At 58.5% G+C, this 20,508-nt stretch carries 20 protein-coding genes; 8 read left to right on the top strand and 12 right to left on the bottom strand.

Annotated elements, in window-relative coordinates; genetic code table 11:
- Positions 1-6 precede the first annotated feature (6 nt).
- Positions 7-819: a DUF6160 family protein gene (locus RE428_RS10605; RefSeq protein WP_004581981.1), complete on the bottom strand. Its 813-nt coding sequence runs from the start codon at positions 817-819 to the stop codon at positions 7-9.
- A 566-nt stretch (positions 820-1,385) separates the two neighbouring features.
- Here RE428_RS10605 and RE428_RS10600 point away from each other — a divergent pair.
- Positions 1,386-3,527 (top strand): adenosylcobalamin-dependent ribonucleoside-diphosphate reductase, encoded by a 2,142-nt coding sequence (locus tag RE428_RS10600; protein ID WP_004581980.1) that lies wholly within the window; start codon positions 1,386-1,388, stop codon positions 3,525-3,527.
- 51 nt (positions 3,528-3,578) lie between these two features.
- Positions 3,579-4,274 (top strand): TSCPD domain-containing protein, encoded by a 696-nt coding sequence (locus tag RE428_RS10595; protein WP_004581979.1) that lies wholly within the window; start codon positions 3,579-3,581, stop codon positions 4,272-4,274.
- A gap of 124 nt (positions 4,275-4,398) precedes the next feature.
- Here RE428_RS10595 and murB read toward each other — a convergent pair whose 3' ends face one another.
- The 9 genes from murB to RE428_RS10550 form a co-directional block, all read right to left on the bottom strand.
- Positions 4,399-5,457, bottom strand: coding sequence for a UDP-N-acetylmuramate dehydrogenase (gene murB, locus RE428_RS10590; protein WP_004581978.1), 1,059 nt, complete (start codon positions 5,455-5,457; stop codon positions 4,399-4,401).
- A complete protein-coding gene (locus tag RE428_RS10585; RefSeq protein WP_004581977.1) occupies positions 5,454-5,936 on the bottom strand; it encodes a low molecular weight protein-tyrosine-phosphatase in 483 nt (160 codons plus the stop codon). Before RE428_RS10585 ends, murB begins: the two co-directional genes overlap by 4 nt.
- Positions 5,929-6,726, bottom strand: coding sequence for a 3-deoxy-manno-octulosonate cytidylyltransferase (gene kdsB / locus RE428_RS10580; RefSeq protein WP_004581976.1), 798 nt, complete (start codon positions 6,724-6,726; stop codon positions 5,929-5,931). Before kdsB ends, RE428_RS10585 begins: the two co-directional genes overlap by 8 nt.
- Before the next feature lie 88 nt (positions 6,727-6,814).
- Entirely contained in the window at positions 6,815-7,003 is a 189-nt protein-coding gene (locus RE428_RS10575) for a Trm112 family protein (protein ID WP_004581975.1), read from the bottom strand.
- A gap of 13 nt (positions 7,004-7,016) precedes the next feature.
- Positions 7,017-8,030 (bottom strand): tetraacyldisaccharide 4'-kinase, encoded by a 1,014-nt coding sequence (gene lpxK / locus RE428_RS10570; RefSeq protein WP_004581974.1) that lies wholly within the window; start codon positions 8,028-8,030, stop codon positions 7,017-7,019.
- A gap of 5 nt (positions 8,031-8,035) precedes the next feature.
- The gene (gene msbA / locus RE428_RS10565; RefSeq protein ID WP_004581973.1) at positions 8,036-9,784 is read right to left on the bottom strand and encodes a lipid A export permease/ATP-binding protein MsbA; all 1,749 of its coding nucleotides are present in this window, start codon (positions 9,782-9,784) and stop codon (positions 8,036-8,038) included.
- Positions 9,785-9,845: 61 nt separating this feature from the next.
- Positions 9,846-10,268 carry an ExbD/TolR family protein gene (locus RE428_RS10560; protein ID WP_004581972.1) on the bottom strand — a complete coding sequence of 141 codons (423 nt, stop codon included), beginning with the start codon at positions 10,266-10,268 and terminating at the stop codon, positions 9,846-9,848.
- Positions 10,269-10,273: 5 nt separating this feature from the next.
- Entirely contained in the window at positions 10,274-10,900 is a 627-nt protein-coding gene (locus RE428_RS10555; protein WP_004581971.1) for a MotA/TolQ/ExbB proton channel family protein, read from the bottom strand.
- A gap of 85 nt (positions 10,901-10,985) precedes the next feature.
- Entirely contained in the window at positions 10,986-13,349 is a 2,364-nt protein-coding gene (locus RE428_RS10550; RefSeq protein ID WP_227500240.1) for a DNA internalization-related competence protein ComEC/Rec2, read from the bottom strand.
- Positions 13,350-13,449: 100 nt separating this feature from the next.
- On the opposite strand from RE428_RS10550, the gene RE428_RS10545 reads away from it, so the two are divergent.
- Positions 13,450-13,995 (top strand): DUF2062 domain-containing protein, encoded by a 546-nt coding sequence (locus RE428_RS10545; RefSeq protein WP_040882648.1) that lies wholly within the window; start codon positions 13,450-13,452, stop codon positions 13,993-13,995.
- 27 nt (positions 13,996-14,022) lie between these two features.
- Here the strand turns inward: RE428_RS10545 and RE428_RS10540 are convergent, their stop codons facing one another.
- Both RE428_RS10540 and RE428_RS10535 read right to left on the bottom strand, forming a co-directional pair.
- The gene (locus tag RE428_RS10540; protein WP_004581968.1) at positions 14,023-14,733 is read right to left on the bottom strand and encodes an ABC transporter ATP-binding protein; all 711 of its coding nucleotides are present in this window, start codon (positions 14,731-14,733) and stop codon (positions 14,023-14,025) included.
- Positions 14,726-15,967, bottom strand: a complete 1,242-nt coding sequence (locus tag RE428_RS10535; protein WP_004581967.1) for a lipoprotein-releasing ABC transporter permease subunit — start codon at positions 15,965-15,967, stop codon at positions 14,726-14,728. The genes RE428_RS10540 and RE428_RS10535 overlap by 8 nt, the downstream gene beginning before the upstream one ends.
- Before the next feature lie 178 nt (positions 15,968-16,145).
- Here RE428_RS10535 and RE428_RS10530 point away from each other — a divergent pair, with 178 nt between their 5' ends.
- The 5 genes from RE428_RS10530 to RE428_RS10510 all read left to right on the top strand — a co-directional run bounded on the left by RE428_RS10530 (position 16,146) and on the right by RE428_RS10510 (position 20,422).
- Positions 16,146-16,742 (top strand): PilZ domain-containing protein, encoded by a 597-nt coding sequence (locus RE428_RS10530; protein WP_004581966.1) that lies wholly within the window; start codon positions 16,146-16,148, stop codon positions 16,740-16,742.
- 242 nt (positions 16,743-16,984) lie between these two features.
- Complete coding sequence (locus RE428_RS10525) at positions 16,985-17,329, top strand: hypothetical protein (RefSeq protein WP_004581965.1); 345 nt, start codon at positions 16,985-16,987, stop codon at positions 17,327-17,329.
- Positions 17,330-17,545: 216 nt separating this feature from the next.
- Positions 17,546-18,592, top strand: a complete 1,047-nt coding sequence (locus RE428_RS10520; RefSeq protein ID WP_227500289.1) for an agmatine deiminase family protein — start codon at positions 17,546-17,548, stop codon at positions 18,590-18,592.
- The gene (locus tag RE428_RS10515; protein WP_004581963.1) at positions 18,589-19,503 is read left to right on the top strand and encodes a carbon-nitrogen hydrolase; all 915 of its coding nucleotides are present in this window, start codon (positions 18,589-18,591) and stop codon (positions 19,501-19,503) included. The genes RE428_RS10520 and RE428_RS10515 overlap by 4 nt, the downstream gene beginning before the upstream one ends.
- Before the next feature lie 7 nt (positions 19,504-19,510).
- Positions 19,511-20,422, top strand: coding sequence for an AAA family ATPase (locus RE428_RS10510; protein WP_004581962.1), 912 nt, complete (start codon positions 19,511-19,513; stop codon positions 20,420-20,422).
- The last annotated feature ends 86 nt before the right edge of the window (positions 20,423-20,508 follow it).

The raw sequence follows: 20,508 nt of genomic DNA, 5'->3' as shown, positions 1-20,508 counted from the left end.
GTGCGATCAGTGGCCGTAGATCCGCATCGCCGTGTCGCTGACAACCAGGTTATCCATTGCAACGGAACCGATTGAGGTGCCGCCGACAAGAACGCCACCGATGGTGACATCCGACCGAAATGCCTGCAGGTCGATCGCCAGTGCTTCTCGCCCATCTGCGCGACTGCCACGGTACATGTCGAACTCGACATGGGCGAACAGGCGCAGCGGCTGGGGTGCATCAGTATCGTACTCGTCTCCGGTCAGGCGCAGGTCGCGGATACCCAGCGCGATGAACGGCGCGTCGAACTCCAGGTCATCGATAGCGATATCCGTCTTGAAGTTCAGGACATCGGTTGCCGTGTCGACCCGAAGCGTGGCGGAACCGATCAGGGCATCCATATGGAAGTTATCGAGGATGGTGGTGCTATCGGATGTACCCCGTAGCGCCCACTCCCCAGTACTGACCCTGAAGTCGACGGCCCCAAAGGTTTGCGGCAGGATATTGATCACGGCATCACCGTCGGCAAGCACATCGATATTGATGCGAATGTTGTCCAGCAACTCGCTAGGCGGCTGACTGGTGATGTTGGTGCCGATTTCAGCAAACAGGTTGGTTCGGTTCGTACCGCCCACTTCGATATCACTGATGGCCAGAGTGCCTTCATCGATATAGCGGAATTCGTCAATGTTTACCTTGGTCTCCAGCTCGATGGAAACACCGGCCTGGCCAGTGACATCTCCCATTTGGCTGTCGTCGAGCGCTTGAATTTCCGCCAAGGCGCTGACTGGCGTTAAAGCCAGGCACAGGGCCAGCGGTTTGAGTTTCAGGCCTTTCATTGTTGTTAGTCCCTTATTGCTCTTATTGGATATGAAGCGATACAGCCTGAACAGCCCGTGCGTGCTGCTAGATCCCCTCCATAGTTCCACTTTAGCGACACGTCATATCATTAGACGCGCATGGCGTCACAAATCCGCTTTCAATGCGTCCAAATATTGACCACCACAAACACAATATGTAGTAGTCGAAAGATGGCAAAAGGAACGCGCCAATCCCCTGAATGCAAGTGAATCTGCATTGATTTTTATCGACCAACCAAACCCCAGCGATAGTTTTCACCATCTTCACAGACCACAATATCCTGTTATACTTCCCGCAAAATGACCGGATATATTGGGTTTGCCTCAGCAAACCCCGCCAACACGATAAAGGCGCTTACAGCGCCATACCGGCCTCGCTCCCAGGGCGTCTACCCCTCCGGCGGGAACCTGTCCTGAATCCGGACATGCGAAGGCACGGATACCAGATATAGTATTTTGTTTTTGTCCAGGGCTCCCAAGCACCTGGACTGGGGTCAGGCACTATGAGGTCTGAAACGAAGAATCATCGGAGCATTGAGGGCGGCATGAACGCGAAAGTACAGGAACTGATGACAACCATTCCCATGCAGGATGCGTCGCTGGACATCTGGAACAGCAAGTACCAGTTAAAGACCAAGAGCGGTGATCCTGTCGATGCCGCTATTGAAGACACCTACGCACGGGTCGCCCGCTCCCTGGCTGATGTCGAAACCAATAAGACCAAGCGCGAAAAGCATTTCAAGGAATTCGTCTGGGCCCTTAAAAACGGCGCCATCCCGGCTGGCCGTATCATCTCCAATGCCGGTGCGGAAGCCCACAAGCCGGCCACGTCCACGATTAACTGCACAGTTTCCGGCAGCATCAACGACTCCATGAACGATATCCTGGAGAAGAACCACGAAGCTGGCCTGACATTGAAGGCCGGCTGCGGTATCGGCTACGAGTTCTCCACCCTGCGCCCGAAAGGGGCCTACGTCGCCGGGGCCGGCGCCACCACCTCCGGTCCCCTTTCCTTCATGGATATCTTCGACCGCATGTGTTTCACCGTGTCCTCTGCCGGTGGCCGCCGCGGCGCACAAATGGCAACTTTCGACGTTCACCATCCGGACGTTATCGACTTTATCCAGGCCAAGCGTGAAGACGGTCGTCTGCGCCAGTTCAACCTGTCGCTGCTGATCACCGAGGATTTCATCGAAGCGGTAAAAAATGGTGAGGATTGGCACCTGTCCTTCCCGGTGACCGAGAAAGAGGCTGAAGCCGAAGAGCTGGACCTGAACGACGCCAACCAATTCGTCTACCGTGACTTCCCCGTGCAGGACGGCTATGTCTGCAACGACGAAGGCAAGGTCGCCTGCCGCATCTACAAGACCGTCAAGGCCCAGTTCATCTGGGACAGCATCATGACGTCCACCTACGATTACGCAGAACCGGGCTTCATCCTGATCGACAAGGTCAACCAGATGAACAACAACTGGTTCTGCGAGGATATCCGCGCGACCAACCCTTGTGGCGAGCAACCACTGCCCCCGTACGGCAGTTGTCTGCTGGGCTCGGTCAACCTGACCAAGTTCGTAGACTACCCATTTACCGAACAGGCCAGCTTCAACTACGAGAAATACCGCAAGGTCGTCGGCATCTTCACCCGCATGCTCGACAATGTCGTTGAGATCAATGGCCTGCCTTTGGAAGAACAGCGTCACGAAATCACGTACAAACGTCGCCATGGTATGGGGATCCTCGGCCTGGGTTCGACACTGGCGATGCTGCGCATGCCTTACGGTTCTGAGGAGTCCGTGTCCTTCACAGAAGATGTCGTTCGCGAAATGGCGGTCGAAGGCTGGCGCCAGTCGCTGGAACTGGCAGACGAGAAAGGCCCTGCGCCGATCATGAACGATGAGTTCGAAGTGACTGGCAAGATGCTCGCCAAGTGCCCGCAACTGGCCAAAGACGGCATCAAGGAAGGCGACAAGATTCCGGGCCGCGTCCTGCACGCCAAGTACAGCGCCTACATGCAGCGTATTGCCGAGGTCGAGCCGGAGCTGGTGGCCAAGCTGGCAGAAAAAGGCGGTCGCTTCACGCACCACACGTCCATCGCGCCGACCGGCACCATCAGCCTGTCCCTGGCCAACAATGCCAGCAACGGTATCGAGCCGAGCTTCTCGCATCACTATGCACGCAACGTGATCCGCGAAGGACGCAAGACCAAGGAGAAGGTGGATGTCTTCTCCTACGAGCTGTTGGCCTATCGTCACCTGATCAACGCCAAGGCGATGCCTTTCTCCGATGATCCGGAAGCGAAACTGCCGAGCTACTTCACCACGTCGGATGATGTGACACCGACACAGCACGTGGATATTCAGGGCGCCGCGCAGAAATGGGTCGACTCATCGATTTCCAAGACTGCCAACGTGCCCACTGATTTCCCATACCAGGACTTCAAGGACATCTACATGTACGCCTACGAGAAGGGGCTCAAGGGCTGCACCACCTTCCGCTTCAACCCGGAAGCCTTCCAGGGCGTCCTCGTCAAGCAGAAGGACCTGGAAAGCACGGTGTACGAATTTACCCTGGATGACGGATCCAAAGTCAGCCTCAAGGGTCACGAGGAGGTCGAGTACGACGGCGAGATCCATACCGCCGCAAACCTTTTCGACGCCCTGAAAGAAGGCACTTACGGTAAGTATTGATTTCTACTTGCGGAAAGACGGATCCGTCACCACAGCACAGGACATAGAACGATGACTGTAAAGATCGATAAGAAGATCGTCGGCTACCGGGTCACCAAAGCCGACGATTCCGCCAACCAGTCGGTTGAGTCTGCGGAAAACCAGGCGCCCCAGCCCATTGAGATGAACGAGCACATCGAGCGGCCGGACTTCCTGCTGGGCACCACCTACAAGATCAAGCCGCCGGTAGCCGAGCATGCGATGTATATCACCATCAACGATATCCTGCTCAACGAGGACACGGATCACGAGAGCAGACAACCGTATGAAGTCTTCATCAATTCCAAGTCGATGGAGCACTTCCAATGGGTTATCGCTCTCACCCGCGTTATCTCGGCGGTGTTCCGCAAAGGCGGCGATGTCACATTCCTGGTGGAAGAGCTGCGTTCGGTGTATGACCCGAACGGCGGTTACTTCAAGAAGGGCGGCGTATTCATGCCGTCACTGGTTGCCGAAATCGGCGCTGTGATCGAGAAGCACATGAAGGCCATCGGCCTGATCGAAAGCGAAGAGCTGGGTGACGTGGCCAAGCGTGTGCTGGCGGAGAAACGGGCCGAGTTCGAGTCTCGCGAATCCGCCAATAGCGACGGCGGCGGCAGTGATTATCCGGCCAACGCGACGCTTTGCAGCAAGTGCAATACCAAAGCGGTGATCGTCATGGATGGTTGCGCGACCTGCCTGTCCTGCGGCGACAGCAAGTGCGGCTGACCGGGTAACTCACAGACGCTAAAAATCCACCCGGACTTCGCGGTCCCGGTGGATTTTTTGTTCTTGGGGTTGTGAAGGGAATGAATATAGGGCGTAACTGAAATGTAGGGCGTACAGCGCGTCTTCAGAAACCGAATTCGCTGCGCAATTCGACAGGAAAGATTCGAGGCTCAACCTCCAGAGCCACACCAAACCGACCCTTCACATCATCCCGGATGCGTGCGGCCAGACTGAGCAGTTCCCTGCCTTCACCGTCACCATGGTGAACAAGCACCAAGGCCTGACGATTATGCACACCGACGTGAGACTCCCGGTAGCCTTTCCAGCCACAGAAATCGATCAGCCAGCCCGCCGCCAGTTTGGCACTGTCAGCGCTTTCATAGGCCACCAGCTCGGGGAAGCGCTCTTTCAACGTACGATACTGGCCAAGGGCCACTACAGGATTCTTGAAAAAACTTCCTGCATTGGGCAGGAAATCCGGGTCCGGCAGCTTACGGCAACGAACCTGCATAACGGCGCGTGCCACGTCTTCTGGGGTCAGCGTGCCCACATCCGCGTTTTCTTCGAAGAACTCCTGCAGGTCCCGATAGCCCAGATTGAGCGGTGTTTTCCGGGAAAGACGTAAGCGCACCCGCAGCACGACATAGCGGTCGGGATGACGCTTGAACAGGCTATCGCGATAACCGAATTCGCATTCGTCCGCAGACAACGTGCGGGTGTCTCCGGCCTCGCGATCCCAGACCTGGACGTCAACCACCGTATGGGAAAGTTCGACGCCATAGGCACCGATATTCTGGATAGGCGCCGCTCCAACGGTACCCGGAATGAGTGCGAGGTTCTCAATCCCACGGTAACCAGCACGGACGGCATACATGACAGTGGCATGCCAATTCTCGCCGGCGCCTAATTCCAGCGTTGCAGATTCGGCGGATACGTCGCTCCAGCAGCGACCGGAAAACGCAACCTTGATGACAAGGCCGGGGAAGTCGTCGGCAACAATGACGTTACTCCCGCCCCCCAGAATCAATGTCGGTAGGGAGCGGTGATCAGCCCAGTCCAGCGCTTCGCACAGCTCCTCGATGTTCTTCACCCGGCACAGCCAGGCAGCCTTTGCCGGCAAACGCAGCGTATTACACGTCTGCAGGGAAACGTCAGCCTCCCGTTCGACAACGCCGGAATTCAAAGCCGGTTCTCCCGGATATCCTTAATCAGTCCATCGCAAGCGTCTTCGATCAGGTCCAGTACCAACTCGAACCCATCGCCGTCGCCGTAGTACGGATCCGGCACCTCATCCTCCTGATGATGGATCGCGTACCGAAGGAAGAGCTCAGGTCGCGTCGTGGCGTTATCGGAGGTGAGATTGGCAACGATCTGCTGATTATCGCGGTCCATGGTCAAAACATAATCGAATTGCTCTATGTCGCTGGCCTGGATCTGCCGCGCCCGCAGCGACGAAAGATCATAACCGCGACGAAGGCCCGCCTCCATTGCGCGTGGATCAGGCTGCTTGCCAATGTGCCAGCTTCCGGTCCCGCAGGAATCGACCACGACCCGACCGGCCAGGCCCTGTTCTTCGAGGCGTTTCTGAAAGACTGCGTGGGCCGTGGGCGACCGGCAGATATTACCCATACACACGAACAGCACCTTGACCGGATCACGCATCGACTTCAACCTCCTCCAGTCCACTGGCAAATATCCGCCTCACGTGCTCCAGGTCTTCCGGCGTGTCCACGCCATTGGGCGGCCGTTCGACGGCGATATCCACGTGGATTCGCGCGCCGTTTTCCAGTGCACGGAGCTGTTCGAGGGACTCGGTCTTTTCCAGCGGAGAAGCGTTCCATGCGACGAAATCGTGCAGCAGGTCGACCCGATAACCGTAGACCCCGATATGGCGCAGGTAACCCACATCCGCTGGTAGCGTGCGCTCGGACGTTGGAGTGGTTTCGGTCCACTCGGAGCGCGCCCAGGGAATGGGAGCCCGACTGAAATAAAGGGCGAAGTTGTCGCTGGCGCGCACTACCTTCACGACGTTGGGATTGAATACATATTCCGGTCGCTGGATCTCCTCACACAAGGTAGCGATCTTCGCCTCGGGGTACGCTTCCAGGTTCCGAGCGACCTGATTGATCAGCACTGAGGGGATCAACGGCTCGTCGCCCTGCACATTGACGATGCGGTCGTCTGGCGCGAAACCGCATGTGCGCGCCACCTCTTCCAGCCGGTCGGTGCCGGAGGCATGATCCGCGGCGGTAATAACCACTTCCGCACCGAATCCTCGGGCAACGTCGGCAATGCGCTCATCATCCGTAGCAATGATAACGCGGCTCGCTTCGCTCTCGCAGGCTCGGTCGTATACGTGTTCGATCATGGTCTGCCCGCCGATTTCCAGCAGTGGCTTGCCGGGCAGGCGGGTGGATGCATAACGGGCTGGAATGACTACGGTAAATGACATGGGGCTATCCTAGACGTCGTTTATCCGGTCTGAATGTCGTTTCCGGGCTTAGGGCTGCTATCGAGACGTAGATAGCAGCCGGTGAGACTCAGCGCTTCTCGAGACGCTCATCCGTGGTCAGCGTCCTGGCCTCGTTTGAAAGCATCACCGGGATACCTTCCTTGATGGGGAACGCCATGCCATCCGCTCGGCAGATCAGCTCGTCCCTGGCATCGTTGATGACAAGCTCTCCCTTGCATACGGGACAGGCCAGCATGGCCAACAGCTTCTTATCCATTGGGTTTGGTTCCTCATTGATCGGGTTTGGTAGCTGGCGACGGCAGTTCAAGCTCCGCTAGACGGCGATCCAGCAGTATCCAGAAAGCATCAGGCAAGGCGGCACGAACTTCAAGTGACCAACAGTCCGCATCGGCCAGATCTACGCACTTCACTGCGTCCTTGGCCGTCATGACAAGCGCCTGCCCTACCGGGTGAGCCAGATCCTCACGGCGGAATTCATGATGGTCCCGAAGCGGACGCTCCTCGACGTTCGCACCCAGCATTCTCAACGTATCGAAGAACCGGGCCGGGTTGCCGATGCCGGCGACTCCTATCACGGTCCGACCTTTCAACCAATCCATTTCCCGCGTTTCGCCGGTAGCCATATTGGTCAACCGTTGCGGCTCGAACTGCATCGTCATGACGTTGGGGTGGCTCAACGGTTGCACAGGTACGCCGTTGAAGACCAGAGCATCTACCTCTGCAAGACGATCAGGCGCTTCCCGCAGCGGCCCCACCGGTATGGGTGCACCATTCCCCACCCCCCGGGCACCGTCGAACACGGCGATTTCCAGGTCCCGGCCCAGCGCATAGTGCTGCAGGCCGTCATCGCAAACGAGAACGTCCGCCAGCTTTTCATCGTACGCCCATTGCGCGGCCCGAGCACGTTTGGGGTCCACCACAACCGGCACGCTGCCCTGACGCGCCAGCATCAGCGGCTCGTCTCCGCTGAGAGCGGCTGGCGTCTCCGGGTTGACCAGCAAAGGGTAACGTTCAGATTTGCCGCCGTAGCCACGACTGACGATGGCCGGCCGCCACCCCTGCCGCCTCAGGTGATCGACAATTGCCAGCGTGAGAGGTGATTTGCCTGTACCACCCGCTGTGATATTTCCGACGACAATGATGGGAATCGGGGGGCGACTGGTTTGCCGTCTGCCCTCCCGATAGGCCTCGCGCCGGCGTTGGCTGATCCAGCGGTAGAGCCAGGCCAACGGCCATAGCAGCCAGAGCGGCCGGCCCTCCCCGTACCAGAGGCGCTCGACCATGCTGTTCAACCGGCCTCGCTGAAATTGGTCTGGTGCAGCTTCGCGTAAACGCCGCCCTGCCCCAGCAATTCCTCGTGACGTCCCGCTTCGACAATCTCGCCGCCATCCATGACCAGGATGCGATCCGCCTTCTCGATGGTCGACAGGCGATGCGCAATTACCAGAGTGGTACGCCCCTTCATGACCAGGTCCAGCGCTTGCTGGATGTGACGCTCGGATTCCGTATCCAGTGCGGAGGTCGCCTCATCGAGGATCAGGATCGGCGCATCTTTAAGCAGGGCCCGGGCTATAGCCAAGCGCTGACGCTGGCCGCCGGACAGCATCACGCCGTTGTCACCGATCAGTGTGTCCATACCCTCAGGCATCCGGTCGATGAACTCCAATGCATGGGCTTTCGCGGCAGCTTCGCGGATTTCGTCGAGGGTATGTTCCCGTAGCGAGCCGTATGCGATATTGGCTGCGATGGTGTCGTTGAACAGCACGACGTTCTGGGTTACCAGTGCAATCTGGTCACGCAGTGCGCGGAGGGTGTAGTCGCGGATCGGCACGTCGTCGATCAGGATGTTGCCGGCCGTATATTCATAGAAACGCGGCAGCAGGCTAACCATGGTCGACTTGCCGCTACCGGAGCGACCGACCAGCGCAACACTTTGACCCTGGGGGATATCCAGATCGATATCCTTCAGGACATCGTCAAGCTGGTCACGGTAGCGAAAAGAGACTTTGCGGAAGCTGATATTTCCTTTCACGCGCCCCGGAGAGTGGGTGCCGGTATCGTCTTCAGGGGTCTCATCGATCGTTTCGAATACATCGTGGGCCGCAGCGACACCACGCTGGATCTTGGCATGGACAGAGGTCACCTGGCGAATAGGCTTGGCCATGGTGGTGGCGGCCGTTATGAAAGCCACCAGTTCACCGGTACTCATCCCGCCGCGGATTTCGGGCGCCAGCATTAGCCAGACCAAGGCAGCAATGGAAAACGCCACGAGAATCTGGATGATCGGCACGCTGATCGCCTGGGTGGAGGCCATCTTGAGGCTTTGAGTCAGGTTACGCTGGCTTACGTCATGGAACCGCTCACGCTCGTACCCCTCACCACCGAAAATCCGAACCACTCGATAGCCGCTAATGGATTCCGAAGCCACGTGGGTGATGTCTCCCATCGAACTCTGGATCCGGCGACTCAACTTACGAAAGCGTTTGCTGGCAAAGCTGACGACAAACCCGATGACCGGCCCTACCGCTACGAAAATGAGGGTCAGCTTCCAGTTCGTGTAGAGCATGAAGCCGAGCAGACCAATGATCGTCAGACCTTCCCTCAGGCTGATAGTCACGGCGTTGGTCGTTGCATCAGCGACCTGTTCAACATTGAACGTAAGCTTGGACACCAGGTGTCCGGCGGAGTGATCATCGAAGAAGCGCGACGGAAGACGCAGCAGGCGATCGAAAACCTGGGTGCGCAGCGCATTGACGACCTGACGCCCCACGTAGTTGATGAAATACTGGCCCATGAACGTCCCCACGCCCCTTAGCGCGAAGACTCCGACGATCAAACCGGTCAGTAGCAGTCGGTTCTGTTCAGTGGGATTCTCGATAGCCTGGATGACATATTCCATCGCCGCGGCCATGCCCGTTGAAGCCCCGGCATAGATGATGTTACCCACTACAGCGAGGGAAAAGGCGAGCCAGAAAGGCTTGACGTAGGCTAACAGGCGTTTATAGGTCTGCCAGTTGGATGCGGAGTCCGCACTCATAATTGGGTCCTGGTCGGTCGTACGTCTTTACCGGCGCCTCGCACGTCGGAGGCGCCGGCGCTCACTCACCTTCCGATGTGCGCTGGGTGGTAATGCTGAGTTTGACGAAACCAAGCTTGCCCGCGACATCCATGGCGCGCACCACATACTCGTGGGGCGTCTGGGCATCCGCCGTGATGATGAATGGCAACTGGGCGTTGCCTCCGGACACTTCCTGCACCGCCTTGCGCAACGTCTCTTTCTGGTTGTTGACCAGCGGACGGTCGTTGACCGCGTACTGCCCTTCGGCATTGATCACCACATCGACCTGCTCGGCCTGGGCTTCGGCCACCTCGCCGTCGGCTTCGGGCAGATCCACCTTGAGGTGGCTTTCCCGGGTAAACGTGGTCGACACCATGAAAAAGATCAACAACAGAAAGACGACGTCGATCAGCGGCGTCAGGTCGACACTGACGTCCTGACTTCTCTGACGCTTGAACTTCACGGTGCTCAGGCTCCCTCTACATCGATTTCACGGTCGCCGTGGACCACTTCGACCAGCTTGATGGCCTCCTGCTCCATGTTTACGACCAGTTCGTCGACGCGACGGATAAAGTAGCGGTGGCAGATCAGGGCGGGGATCGCCACGCTCAGTCCGGCCGCCGTCGTCATCAGCGCTTCGGAAATACCACCCGCCAGGTTGCCGGCATCGCCTACGCCGGCCAGCTGGATTTCAGCAAACACCTTGATCATACCGATGACCGTGCCTAACAGACCCAGCAGCGGCGTAATGGTGGCTACCGTTCCCAGCGGGTTCAGGAAACGCTCCAGCTCGTGAATGACCTGACTGGCTTCCTGCTCGATGCTCTCTTTCATAATCTCGCGGCCGTGCTTGGCATTCATCAGGCCGCCGGCAAGCACGCGTCCCATGGGAGATGATGACTGAAGGGCCTTGAGTTTCCGGGCATTGAGCTCCTTTTTCTTGATCCAGCGCCATAACTCGTTGATCGTACTCTGCGGAGCGACGCGCGACGCTCGCAGACTCCAGAAACGTTCGAGAATGATGGCAAGGGCGAGAATGGAACACGCAATAATGGGCACCATAATGATGCCGCCCGCCTGAAGAAGCTCTAACACGCTTTATCTCCCTGATGTTTAACAGCCGCGCTACTTTAGCACAGGCGGCGCCCGCCGCCACACCCTCTGCCTCGCCTGCGGACACCTACCCGGGCGGTGGCGTTATCCAGAAGGGAGCATCGGCCCGTGTCGGGCTTACGCGCACCCCCTCACCCAACAGTTCGACATGAACGGCGCCTGACGTTGCCGTATTGTAGAGCGCCGCGCCGGCCACCCTGTACCGCGACTGCACAACGTCAGCCGGGTGCCCATAGGGATGCCGATAGCCCGCCGAGAAAATGACGACATCAGGCGCCAGGGCCGTGACCCAGTTCTCGCTGGATGACGTCTTGCTACCGTGATGGGGCGCCACCAGGATACGGTACACATCCTGTTCCAGCCGATGATCGGCCAGCCAGAGCCTTTCCTCATCCCCGGTAATATCACCGGGAAGTACGATTTCCACGTCGCCCTTGAAAATGCGCAATACGCACGAACGACTGTTGCCCGCGCCAGCACCGGGCGCCTGCCAGAGCTCCATACGGATAGCGCCCGCGCTATCCAACGTGCCTGCCCGGCAGGGGTCAAACCCAATCCCTTGAGCCCGGACCGCTGGGAGGCGTGTGGGCTCGCCGGTGACGAGTTGCCCCACTTTCATGTGGTCGAGCAGCGATCCCAGACCACTGGCGTGATCGGCATCGCCATGGCTGATTAGCAATGTATTGATGAACTCGACCCCCAACCCGCGCAGGTTGGGTCGAAGAACAGAATCCACGGCGGAGTAGCCTGACGGCGACCCAGGTCCGGTATCATAGACGAGCACTTGGTCGCCTTCGCGATAGAGCACTGACAAACCTTGGCCGACATCCCATACCCATAGCTCCGGGTGTGAAACTGTCGCATTACCGGACTTCAGACCCCACTGCCCGACGAGCACAGCTATCGATACGGAGGCCAGCGCCCATCGCGTCATACGACCGACCGGAAACAAACAGGCAATCACCGCGGCAGCGAGCACCGCAGCCTCTGCCATACCCATTCGAAAACCCTCGGGAGAAACCCTGGCAAACCACGCTAGCCCCTGCAGGAAACCGCTCAGTACGGCATCCAGGATTGGTGCCACGATGTGCAGCAACGGATCAGAAATCAGGCCAAGGGGCGTCAAAACGAAGAGCAACGGCAACAAAAGGAATGACATCAAGGGAATGGCAAGGAGGTTGACCATCCAACCCATTGCCGCGGCTGGCAACCCAAGCCCCATAAGCACCGGTAGCAGCCCGGCGGTTGCCGCAGCCTGTGCCTGGAGCAGGGTCTTAACCGGTCCGGGTGCATCGAGCCGGCCGGAAAACAGCAGTATCAAACAGGCTACGGCCCCGAAAGACAGCCAGAAACCGCCATCCAGAGGAGCGAATGGGTCGAGGGCCAGTACGCAGCCCAAGGCCACGAGCCAAGCCGTCCAATAGCCTGACAATCGACTCCTGAGATAGACCGCGGCAGCGACGGCAGCCATGACAAGCGCTCGCTGGGTAGGCACGGTAAAACCGGCCAGCAGTGCATAACACAAACAGGCTGAGAGACTGACCACAACGACACCCCGCCGACGCCCCCGAGACATCAGGACGCCGCGGGGCACCCTGGCGAGAAGCCGGGAGGCCAACCAACCGGAGAAGAGGCCCACCAACCCGATATGCAATCCGGAAATGGCGATCAGGTGGGACGTTCCTGTGGCCCGGAACACCGCCCAATCGTCCGCGTCCAGGTACCGGCGTTCTCCCAGCAGCAGCGCTTCCATCATCGGATAGGCGTCGAGCTTTCCGTATGCCTTACCCAGGCTTCGTGCGACTTGCTCCCGCCACTGGTGGAAATAGCAATGCAGGCCGCATTCGACGTCAGGCGCGGCTTGCCATTCCTGTACGCTGCCGGTAGCACCAAAACCGTGACGGAATAGCCAGGTTTCGTAACGAAAACCCTGAGGATTGATGCTGCCATGAGGGGGTTTGAGTCGAACCCTCATATGCAGACGGAGCGGCAGATCAAGCTTCTTGTCCGCGCCGTAGAGCGCCAAACGCAGCCTGGTTGGTAAACCCTGGGACGGCGTCGGCATAGTATGACGCTGTGACGTAACCGAGCTTTTCGTATCCAACCAACGTGTGATGCAGAAATCGAAGCGAAGACTGTCGTATGCTCCGGGAGACACCAGACTGCAACGGTAACCGGCCACCGCCCGGACAGACGAATCCGACGTCGCTGGCAGTTGGACCAGCAATCTTTCGCTGGCTGACCAACTAGCCCATAGAAGACCGCCTAACAGGCAACACAGCGCGAAGGCAGGATAGCGGAACCGTTGATTTAGAAGGGGAACCGAGCCAATCCCGATGAGGATAATCCACAACAGGGGCAACGGTAGTATTCGGCCGACACAATAAAGTAAGATGACGCCGCCCGCGAATGCTGCAATCCCTGCGCGCACGCAATTCTCCCGGGCAATCCTTGCCCTTTAGTCCATAATTACCGCACGTCGGCTCTGGCCGCGAAACGTGCTAAACAGTATCCACAGGCAACCGGACGTCATGCCGAAACGGTTTATCAAGCGGTACATGCCGACACCGGAGAAGATCAGGGCCATGAAGTCCCTGCACTTCCTGGGCGATGTATTGCATGAACCCAACCTCTGGCATATCAACCGTCATGCCGTGTGTCGCGCATTCCTGATCGGCGTCTTTTTCTGTTTTATCCCGATGCCATTCCAGATGGTTGCCGCCGGGTTCTTTGCGATCTGGTTCAACGCCAACCTACCGCTCTCGATCGCATTGGTGTGGATCAGCAACCCTCTGACCATGCCGCCGATGTTCTACTTCAACTACAAGGTCGGCGCCTGGCTTCTGGGCCGCCCGGTACTGAACTTCGAGTTTCACCTGTCGTGGCAATGGCTAAGCGAACGCCTACTCGATATCGGCGTACCGCTCTACGTCGGTTCCGTGGTACTGGGTGTGGTCTGCGCCTGCATAAGCTATTTGGTTATCCAGTTCCTTTGGCGCCGTAAGGTCCGCTCGGATTGGGGAAAGCGCCGGGGACTGCGCGAAGGCTCCAGACCACTGGGCAGGCCCACCAAGTAGCTGGCCCTACTAGCCAAACACGAGCAATCAGCTAGCTTCGACAAGCCGCCCCTCTTCTAACCGCAATACCCGTCCCAATCGCTGTGCCATCCCCATGTCATGGGTGACCACCACGAACGAGATACCAAGCTGGTCGCGAAGGGATTCAATCAAGGCCTGCACTTCCCGACCCGTATGCTCATCCAGGTTGCCAGTGGGCTCATCCATCAATACGCATTGCGGTGCGTTAACCAGGGCCCGAGCGATCGCAACCCGTTGACGTTCGCCGCCCGATAACTCGCCAGGTTTGTGAGAAAGCCGCTCGCCCAGACGCACCTTGCCGAGGATATCTTTCGCTTTTTGCCGAGCCGATCTCATCGACTCCCCCGCGAGCGCACACGGCATCATCACGTTTTCAAGCGCCGTAAACTCGGGCAGCAAATGGTGGAATTGGTATACGAAACCCAGTTGCCGGTTACGAAAACCCGCCCGCCCTTTCTCGCGTAAAGCGTGGATGTCCACGCCACAAATGGAAATGTGACCCGACGTCGGTTTGTCGAGCCCGCCAAGCAGGTTCAGCAACGTCGTCTTGCCTGCACCACTGCTGCCGACGATCGCGACGGTTTCGCCGGCCGCGACCTCGAGGGAAATATCCGAGAAGATCGTCAGCTCCGTAGGACCCTGCCGATAGGTGCGCGTAATCTCACGGCAATCGATAACCAGGGCCTGCTCGCCCTGGGTTTGGGCAGCATTACTCATAGCGCAGGGCCTCCGCCGGATCGACACGGGATGCCCGCCATGCCGGATAGATGGTTGCAAGCAGGGCCATGGCTAGCCCCGACCCACTGATAATGAACACGTCTTCCCATTGGAGCTGGGATGGCAGGTAGCTGATGAAATAGACGTCAGGGCTCAGGAACTTCATACCCAGTACATTCTCGATCCAGCCAATAATGGCGCTGATGTTCTCCGCACCCAGGATGCCCAGGATGGTGCCCACCAGGACCCCAACCACACCAATGACCGCGCCCTGGACGATAAAGATTCGCATAATGCGACCCGGTGTGGCGCCCATGGTGCGCAGGATGGCAATATCCGCCGTCTTGTCGGTGACAACCATGACGAGCGTCGAAACAACGTTGAAGGCGGCAACCGCGATGATGAACATCAACAGCAGGCCGATCATGGTCTTCTCCATGCGTATCGCCTGGAACAGATTGCCGTGGGTGCGCGTCCAGTCCGAGACGTAATAGCGCCCCCCAAGGCTTCGCGCCACGTTCTCGGCAACGCGGGGCGCCTTGAACAGGTCGTCCATCAGCAGGCGAACGCCTTCCGCCTTGCCATTGGTACGCATTAGCTTGGAGGCATCGTCCATATGGATCAGGGTATAGCTGCCATCCAGTTCGGCGCCCACACTAAAAATACCTTTGACGGTAAAGCGCTTGAGTCGCGGCAGCACGCCCGCCGGGGTAATCGACGCCTCCGGCAGGACCACCGTCACTTTGTCGCCAATCTGTAAACGCAGGTTCGCCGCCAGCAAACGTCCGACGATGATACCGAACTCCCCCGGACGCAGATCGTCCAGCGAGCCCTGCTCCATGTGGTTTTCGATGATCGACACCTGGCGTTCTTCCTCCGGGATGATCCCATTGAGCAGAACGCCGTGGACATTCCCCGAGCCTGTAACCATCCCCTGTCCGCGGATAAAGGGTGCCGCTGCAATGACTTCCGGGTTTTCCGTTGCCAGCCGGTCGATACGCTGCCAGTCGTCCACTGTGCTCTGCCCCTGAATGGTTGCATGGGGCACCATACCCAGGATGCGCTGTTGCAGCTCCCGGTCGAAACCGTTCATGACCGACAATACGATGATCAGCAGCGCAACGCCGAGCATCAGACCGATAATGGACGTCAGGGAAATAAATGAAATGAAGTGATTGCGCCGCTTGGCTGCCGTGTAACGCAGCCCAATGGAAAAAGATAAAGGCTTGAACATGAATGAGGGCCTACCGCTTCCCCGAAGTCGATGATGCACCGACCCCGCAGGGAGCCGATCTGCTGTTAAACTTGCTTAAATGCACAGGCGCCCTGCGCTACGTATTCTCTTAGAGAGGTTTCCTGCCAAAGGTTTCCCAACAAGGGTTTCCTAAATCCAGGTGTCCAGGAGTTTTGCAATGATTCCGAACCCCAACGAAGACCGACGTGACTTTTTCAGGATTCACGACAGGATCGGTCTTGAAATCAGGTCCGTTGCCGATGAACACGCGAGCCCTCCTGACGATCCCTTTGGTGACGGGCACCTGGCGCCCCTTCACGACGAACTACGGCGTATCGATCAGGACGTGCGCAGCCAACTGGCCAGCCTGGCCGAACGAGACCGGCTACTGGCCAATCTGATGAAGTCCTTCAACACCAAGGTCGACACGCTGGCGCGCATTATGGCCTTTGAGCAAAATCCGTTGCAACCGGACCGCTGGATCGAGGCAACGCTCGGCGAAGGCGGCGTCGCCTTCCCCAACAACGATCCGCAGTTCGTCGCAGGCAAGCGCCTGGCTGTACGCCTCACCCTGCCCCCGGAACTCTACAGGCCCCAAGGCACGGTCGAGATCGTGTCCGTTAGCCATGACGACCAGGGCCGGCGTTGGCTGCATACCGAATTCCGCGCTCTGGAGGATGCCGACCGTCAACAGATCGCCCGCCACGTTATGCGCTCGCAGATCCGGCAGCGCCAGCGGGAGTCTGCAGACAATTCCCCAACCCCATCTACTTGACCCTTCACTCCAACATTCGACGCCGGTTCACCAACCGTTACCTGGGCAATATTCCCTTGGAACATAACCTGTAGTAGTGTTTTATCGATAATAAATTTACGTAACCAAAACAACGCTTAGCAGACATTGCCAGGGACGGGCTCCGGGAATCCAAATCGCATGGATCATGCGCTCCTACCGCAAACCGAGTCTGCCAGGTCGGCTGTGCTTAAGATTAATGACCTTTGAAGGTGTACCGAGTCATGAAAATCCAGAACGCATGCAGTAGCCGTTTTAGTCGCACATCCCTGTTTCGCCGTATGGGGTGCGCCCTGTTGATGGGCGGATTGATGATGACTGGTGCATTCCAGGCCCATGCCGAACAGCTCAAGACCCCCGTAATGCAGCAAGGCGCAGACCGGGCAACCGTCCAGATGCCGCGTCATGGCCAGACCCAGGAACAGGTTCGCGCCAGTTTCGGGCAACCACAAGGCGTGAAAGGGCCAGTGGGCAACCCTCCCATTACGCAATGGTTTTATGAAGAGTTTGTCGTCTATTTCGAGTACGACCACGTAATTCATGCAGTGATGAAGCCTGAATCGAGATAATCCTCACGGCGAACAGGAACTTCGCAGGCTGGGCTGGGGTCTCAGCCCCCAACATTCTGGTGGCACCCCGGCCGCAAGCGGGTAGAATAGCGCCCTTTTAAACGCAGCCCGCTGCTCATACCACGCCGGGACGGGGTTGGGCTTGCCCAACGTTGCCGTCCTGGCTAGTCCGGGCCTCCGGCCTGCCAAATGGATACAGGTGAGTACGTTTTGAGCATGTCCCGCCGAATGCCCGCTGAATGGGCGCCACAAAGCGCCGTAATGTTGACCTGGCCGCACGCCGGAACCGATTGGCTGGATACTCTCGACCAGGTCGAACCCGTGTTCGAGGCCATAGCTAAAGCTGTCCTGCGTTTCCAGCACCTGATCCTCAGCTGCGAGGACGGTGCCAAGACGACCGCCCTTACCGACTCACTCAACCAGTGGGCGGCGGCGCAGGCATACCCAGGGCGCGTGCTCAGCGTGACAGCTCCTGCCAACGATACCTGGGCCAGGGATCATGGCCCTATTGCCATCGACGACGAAGGCCAATGCCAACTGCTGGATTTCCGCTTCAACGCCTGGGGCGACAAATTCCCCTGGGACAAGGACGATGTCCTTAACCGCCGTCTCAGCGAAGGTGGCTTGTTCGGCAATACGCCGCTGGTGCCGGTGGACTTCGTGCTGGAAGGTGGCTCCATCGAATCGGATGGCCAGGGCACATTGCTGACCACCAGCGAGTGCCTGCTCGCCACCAGCCGTAATCCCGGACTGGACCGCACACAAATCGAGGGCAGACTGAGGGAATCCCTCGGTGCCGAACGCGTACTCTGGCTCAATCACGGCTACCTTGCCGGCGATGACACCGACAGCCACATCGATACGCTGGCCCGTTTCTGCGCGCCCAACCATATCTGCTACGTACGTTGCGACGACGAACATGACGAACACTATGCCGCGTTGCGGGCAATGGAAGCGGAACTCCAGCAGTTCCGCGATGCCGGCGAGCAGCCCTATCGCCTGACGCCACTGCCCTGGCCGAACGCCTGCTATGGAGACGAGGGCGAGCGACTACCCGCGACCTACGCAAATTTCCTGATCGTTAACGGCGCCGTCCTGCTACCGACTTACGACGTACCCCAGGACAAAGAGGCCATCCGCGTCATGGGTGCGATTTTCCCGGATCGAGACATCATTCCCATCGACTGCCGCCCATTGATCCATCAGCATGGCAGCCTGCACTGCGTCACCATGCAACTGCCCGAGGGAGTCGTTAAGCCATGAGCCAGAAACGCGAACTCAAGGTCGCGGCGATCCAGCAAACCTGTAGCAATGACAAGGCCACGAGCCTGGCAACTTCCGAGCGTTTAGTCCGGGAAGCAGCCAGCAATGGTGCTCAGCTGGTAGTCCTGCAGGAACTGCACGCCACCCTTTATTTCTGCCAGAACGAAGACACCGCAGTATTCGAATTGGCCGAACCGATTCCGGGACCGACGTCTGATCGCCTGGGCGCCCTTGCCGCAGAACTGGGCATCGTACTCGTCGGTTCAATCTTTGAGCGCCGGATGAACGGTGTGTACCACAACACGGCAGTGGTCTTCGAGACGGACGGAAGCCTCGCCGGCCTCTATCGCAAAATGCATATTCCCGACGATCCGGGGTTCTACGAAAAATTCTATTTCACGCCGGGCGACGCCATCTTCAACGATGGCCGTAACGGCTTTACGCCCATACGCACCTCTGTCGGCAGCCTGGGTGTACTGGTCTGCTGGGACCAATGGTATCCCGAAGCCGCTCGCCTGATGGCCCTGGCAGGCGCGGAAATATTGATCTACCCCACCGCGATCGGCTGGGACGTGACCGACGAGGCCGACGAGCAGTCGCGTCAGCTTGAAGCGTGGGTCACCGTGCAGAGAGGCCACGCTGTGGCAAACAACCTGCCAGTCATAGCCCCCAACCGCGTTGGTATCGAGCCCCACCCGGAGGGCCTCGGCGACGGCATCCGCTTTTGGGGCAACAGTTTCGTTTGCGGTCCCCAGGGTGAATTCCTGGCTCGCGCCAACGAAACCGACGAGTGCGTCCTCTACGCCACGATAGATCGCGAGCGTAGTGAGAATATTCGGCGCATCTGGCCGCATTTCCGTGATCGGCGCATTGACGCCTACGGCGATATCTTGAAACGGGTACGGGACTGATAGCCCCATGAAAAAACTCGTTGATGCCACCGTTGACCGCCTGAACGCCATTCTCCTGGGTAAAGACCGTCAGGTACGCCTGGCCGTCTGCTGCCTGCTGGCCCGGGGCCACCTGCTGATCGAGGATATACCGGGCATGGGCAAGACTACCCTCTCCCACGCCATCGCCCGCGTCATGGATCTGAGCTATACCCGCATCCAGTTTACCAATGACCTGCTTCCGGCGGATGTCCTCGGTTTTTCCATGTACGACAAGGAAGCGGGTAGCCTCGTATTCCATCAAGGACCAATCTTCTCCCAGGTTGTGCTGGCCGATGAGATCAACCGTGCCTCGCCACGAACCCAGAGCGCGTTGCTTGAGGCCATGGAGGAACGCCAGGTTTCCATCGAAGGCGAAACCCGTCCGTTACCTGCGCCCTTTTTCGTGATCGCGACCCAGAACCCATTGGAACAGGGTGGGACCTACCCCTTGCCGGAATCCCAACTCGACCGATTCCTGATGCGTATCGAACTCGGCTACCCCGATCCCAGGGCTGAGCGTGAGCTACTGGAAGGCACCGATCGTCGGAGCCTCATTTCCGCACTCCAGCCACTGGTCACCGGTGACCACCTGCACACGCTGCAGCAAGGTGTGGAACGCATCTCGACCAGCCCCGCGTTACTCGACTATGTTCAACGCATCCTTCAGCAGAGCCGGCGGATGCCCGGTGTCCTGTATGGCCTTTCCCCCCGCGCCGGGTTGGGCTTGATTCGGGCGGCAAAAGCCTGGGCCCTTATGGATGGCCGACATCATGTGTTGCCGGACGACATCCAGGCTGTACTACCAGCAGTGGCTCGTCACCGACTGGAACAGGGCGAGTCCAGCCAAAGCCTTCAGCGGGTCAAGCTGCTGCTGGAACAGGTGCCAGTGCTGGCCTGAAAGGCGCCGCTTGAAATCCCCTTATTTGCCGTCATATCCGCTTAGCGGAAAGCAAATCGATCGACAGCGACGCCTTCGTCCGGCGC

This window comes from Marinobacter nanhaiticus D15-8W (assembly GCF_036511935.1).
Taxonomy (GTDB): domain Bacteria; phylum Pseudomonadota; class Gammaproteobacteria; order Pseudomonadales; family Oleiphilaceae; genus Marinobacter_A; species Marinobacter_A nanhaiticus.
Note: the sequence above shows the minus strand (reverse complement) of the source record. Positions and strands in the feature narration are given on the sequence as shown.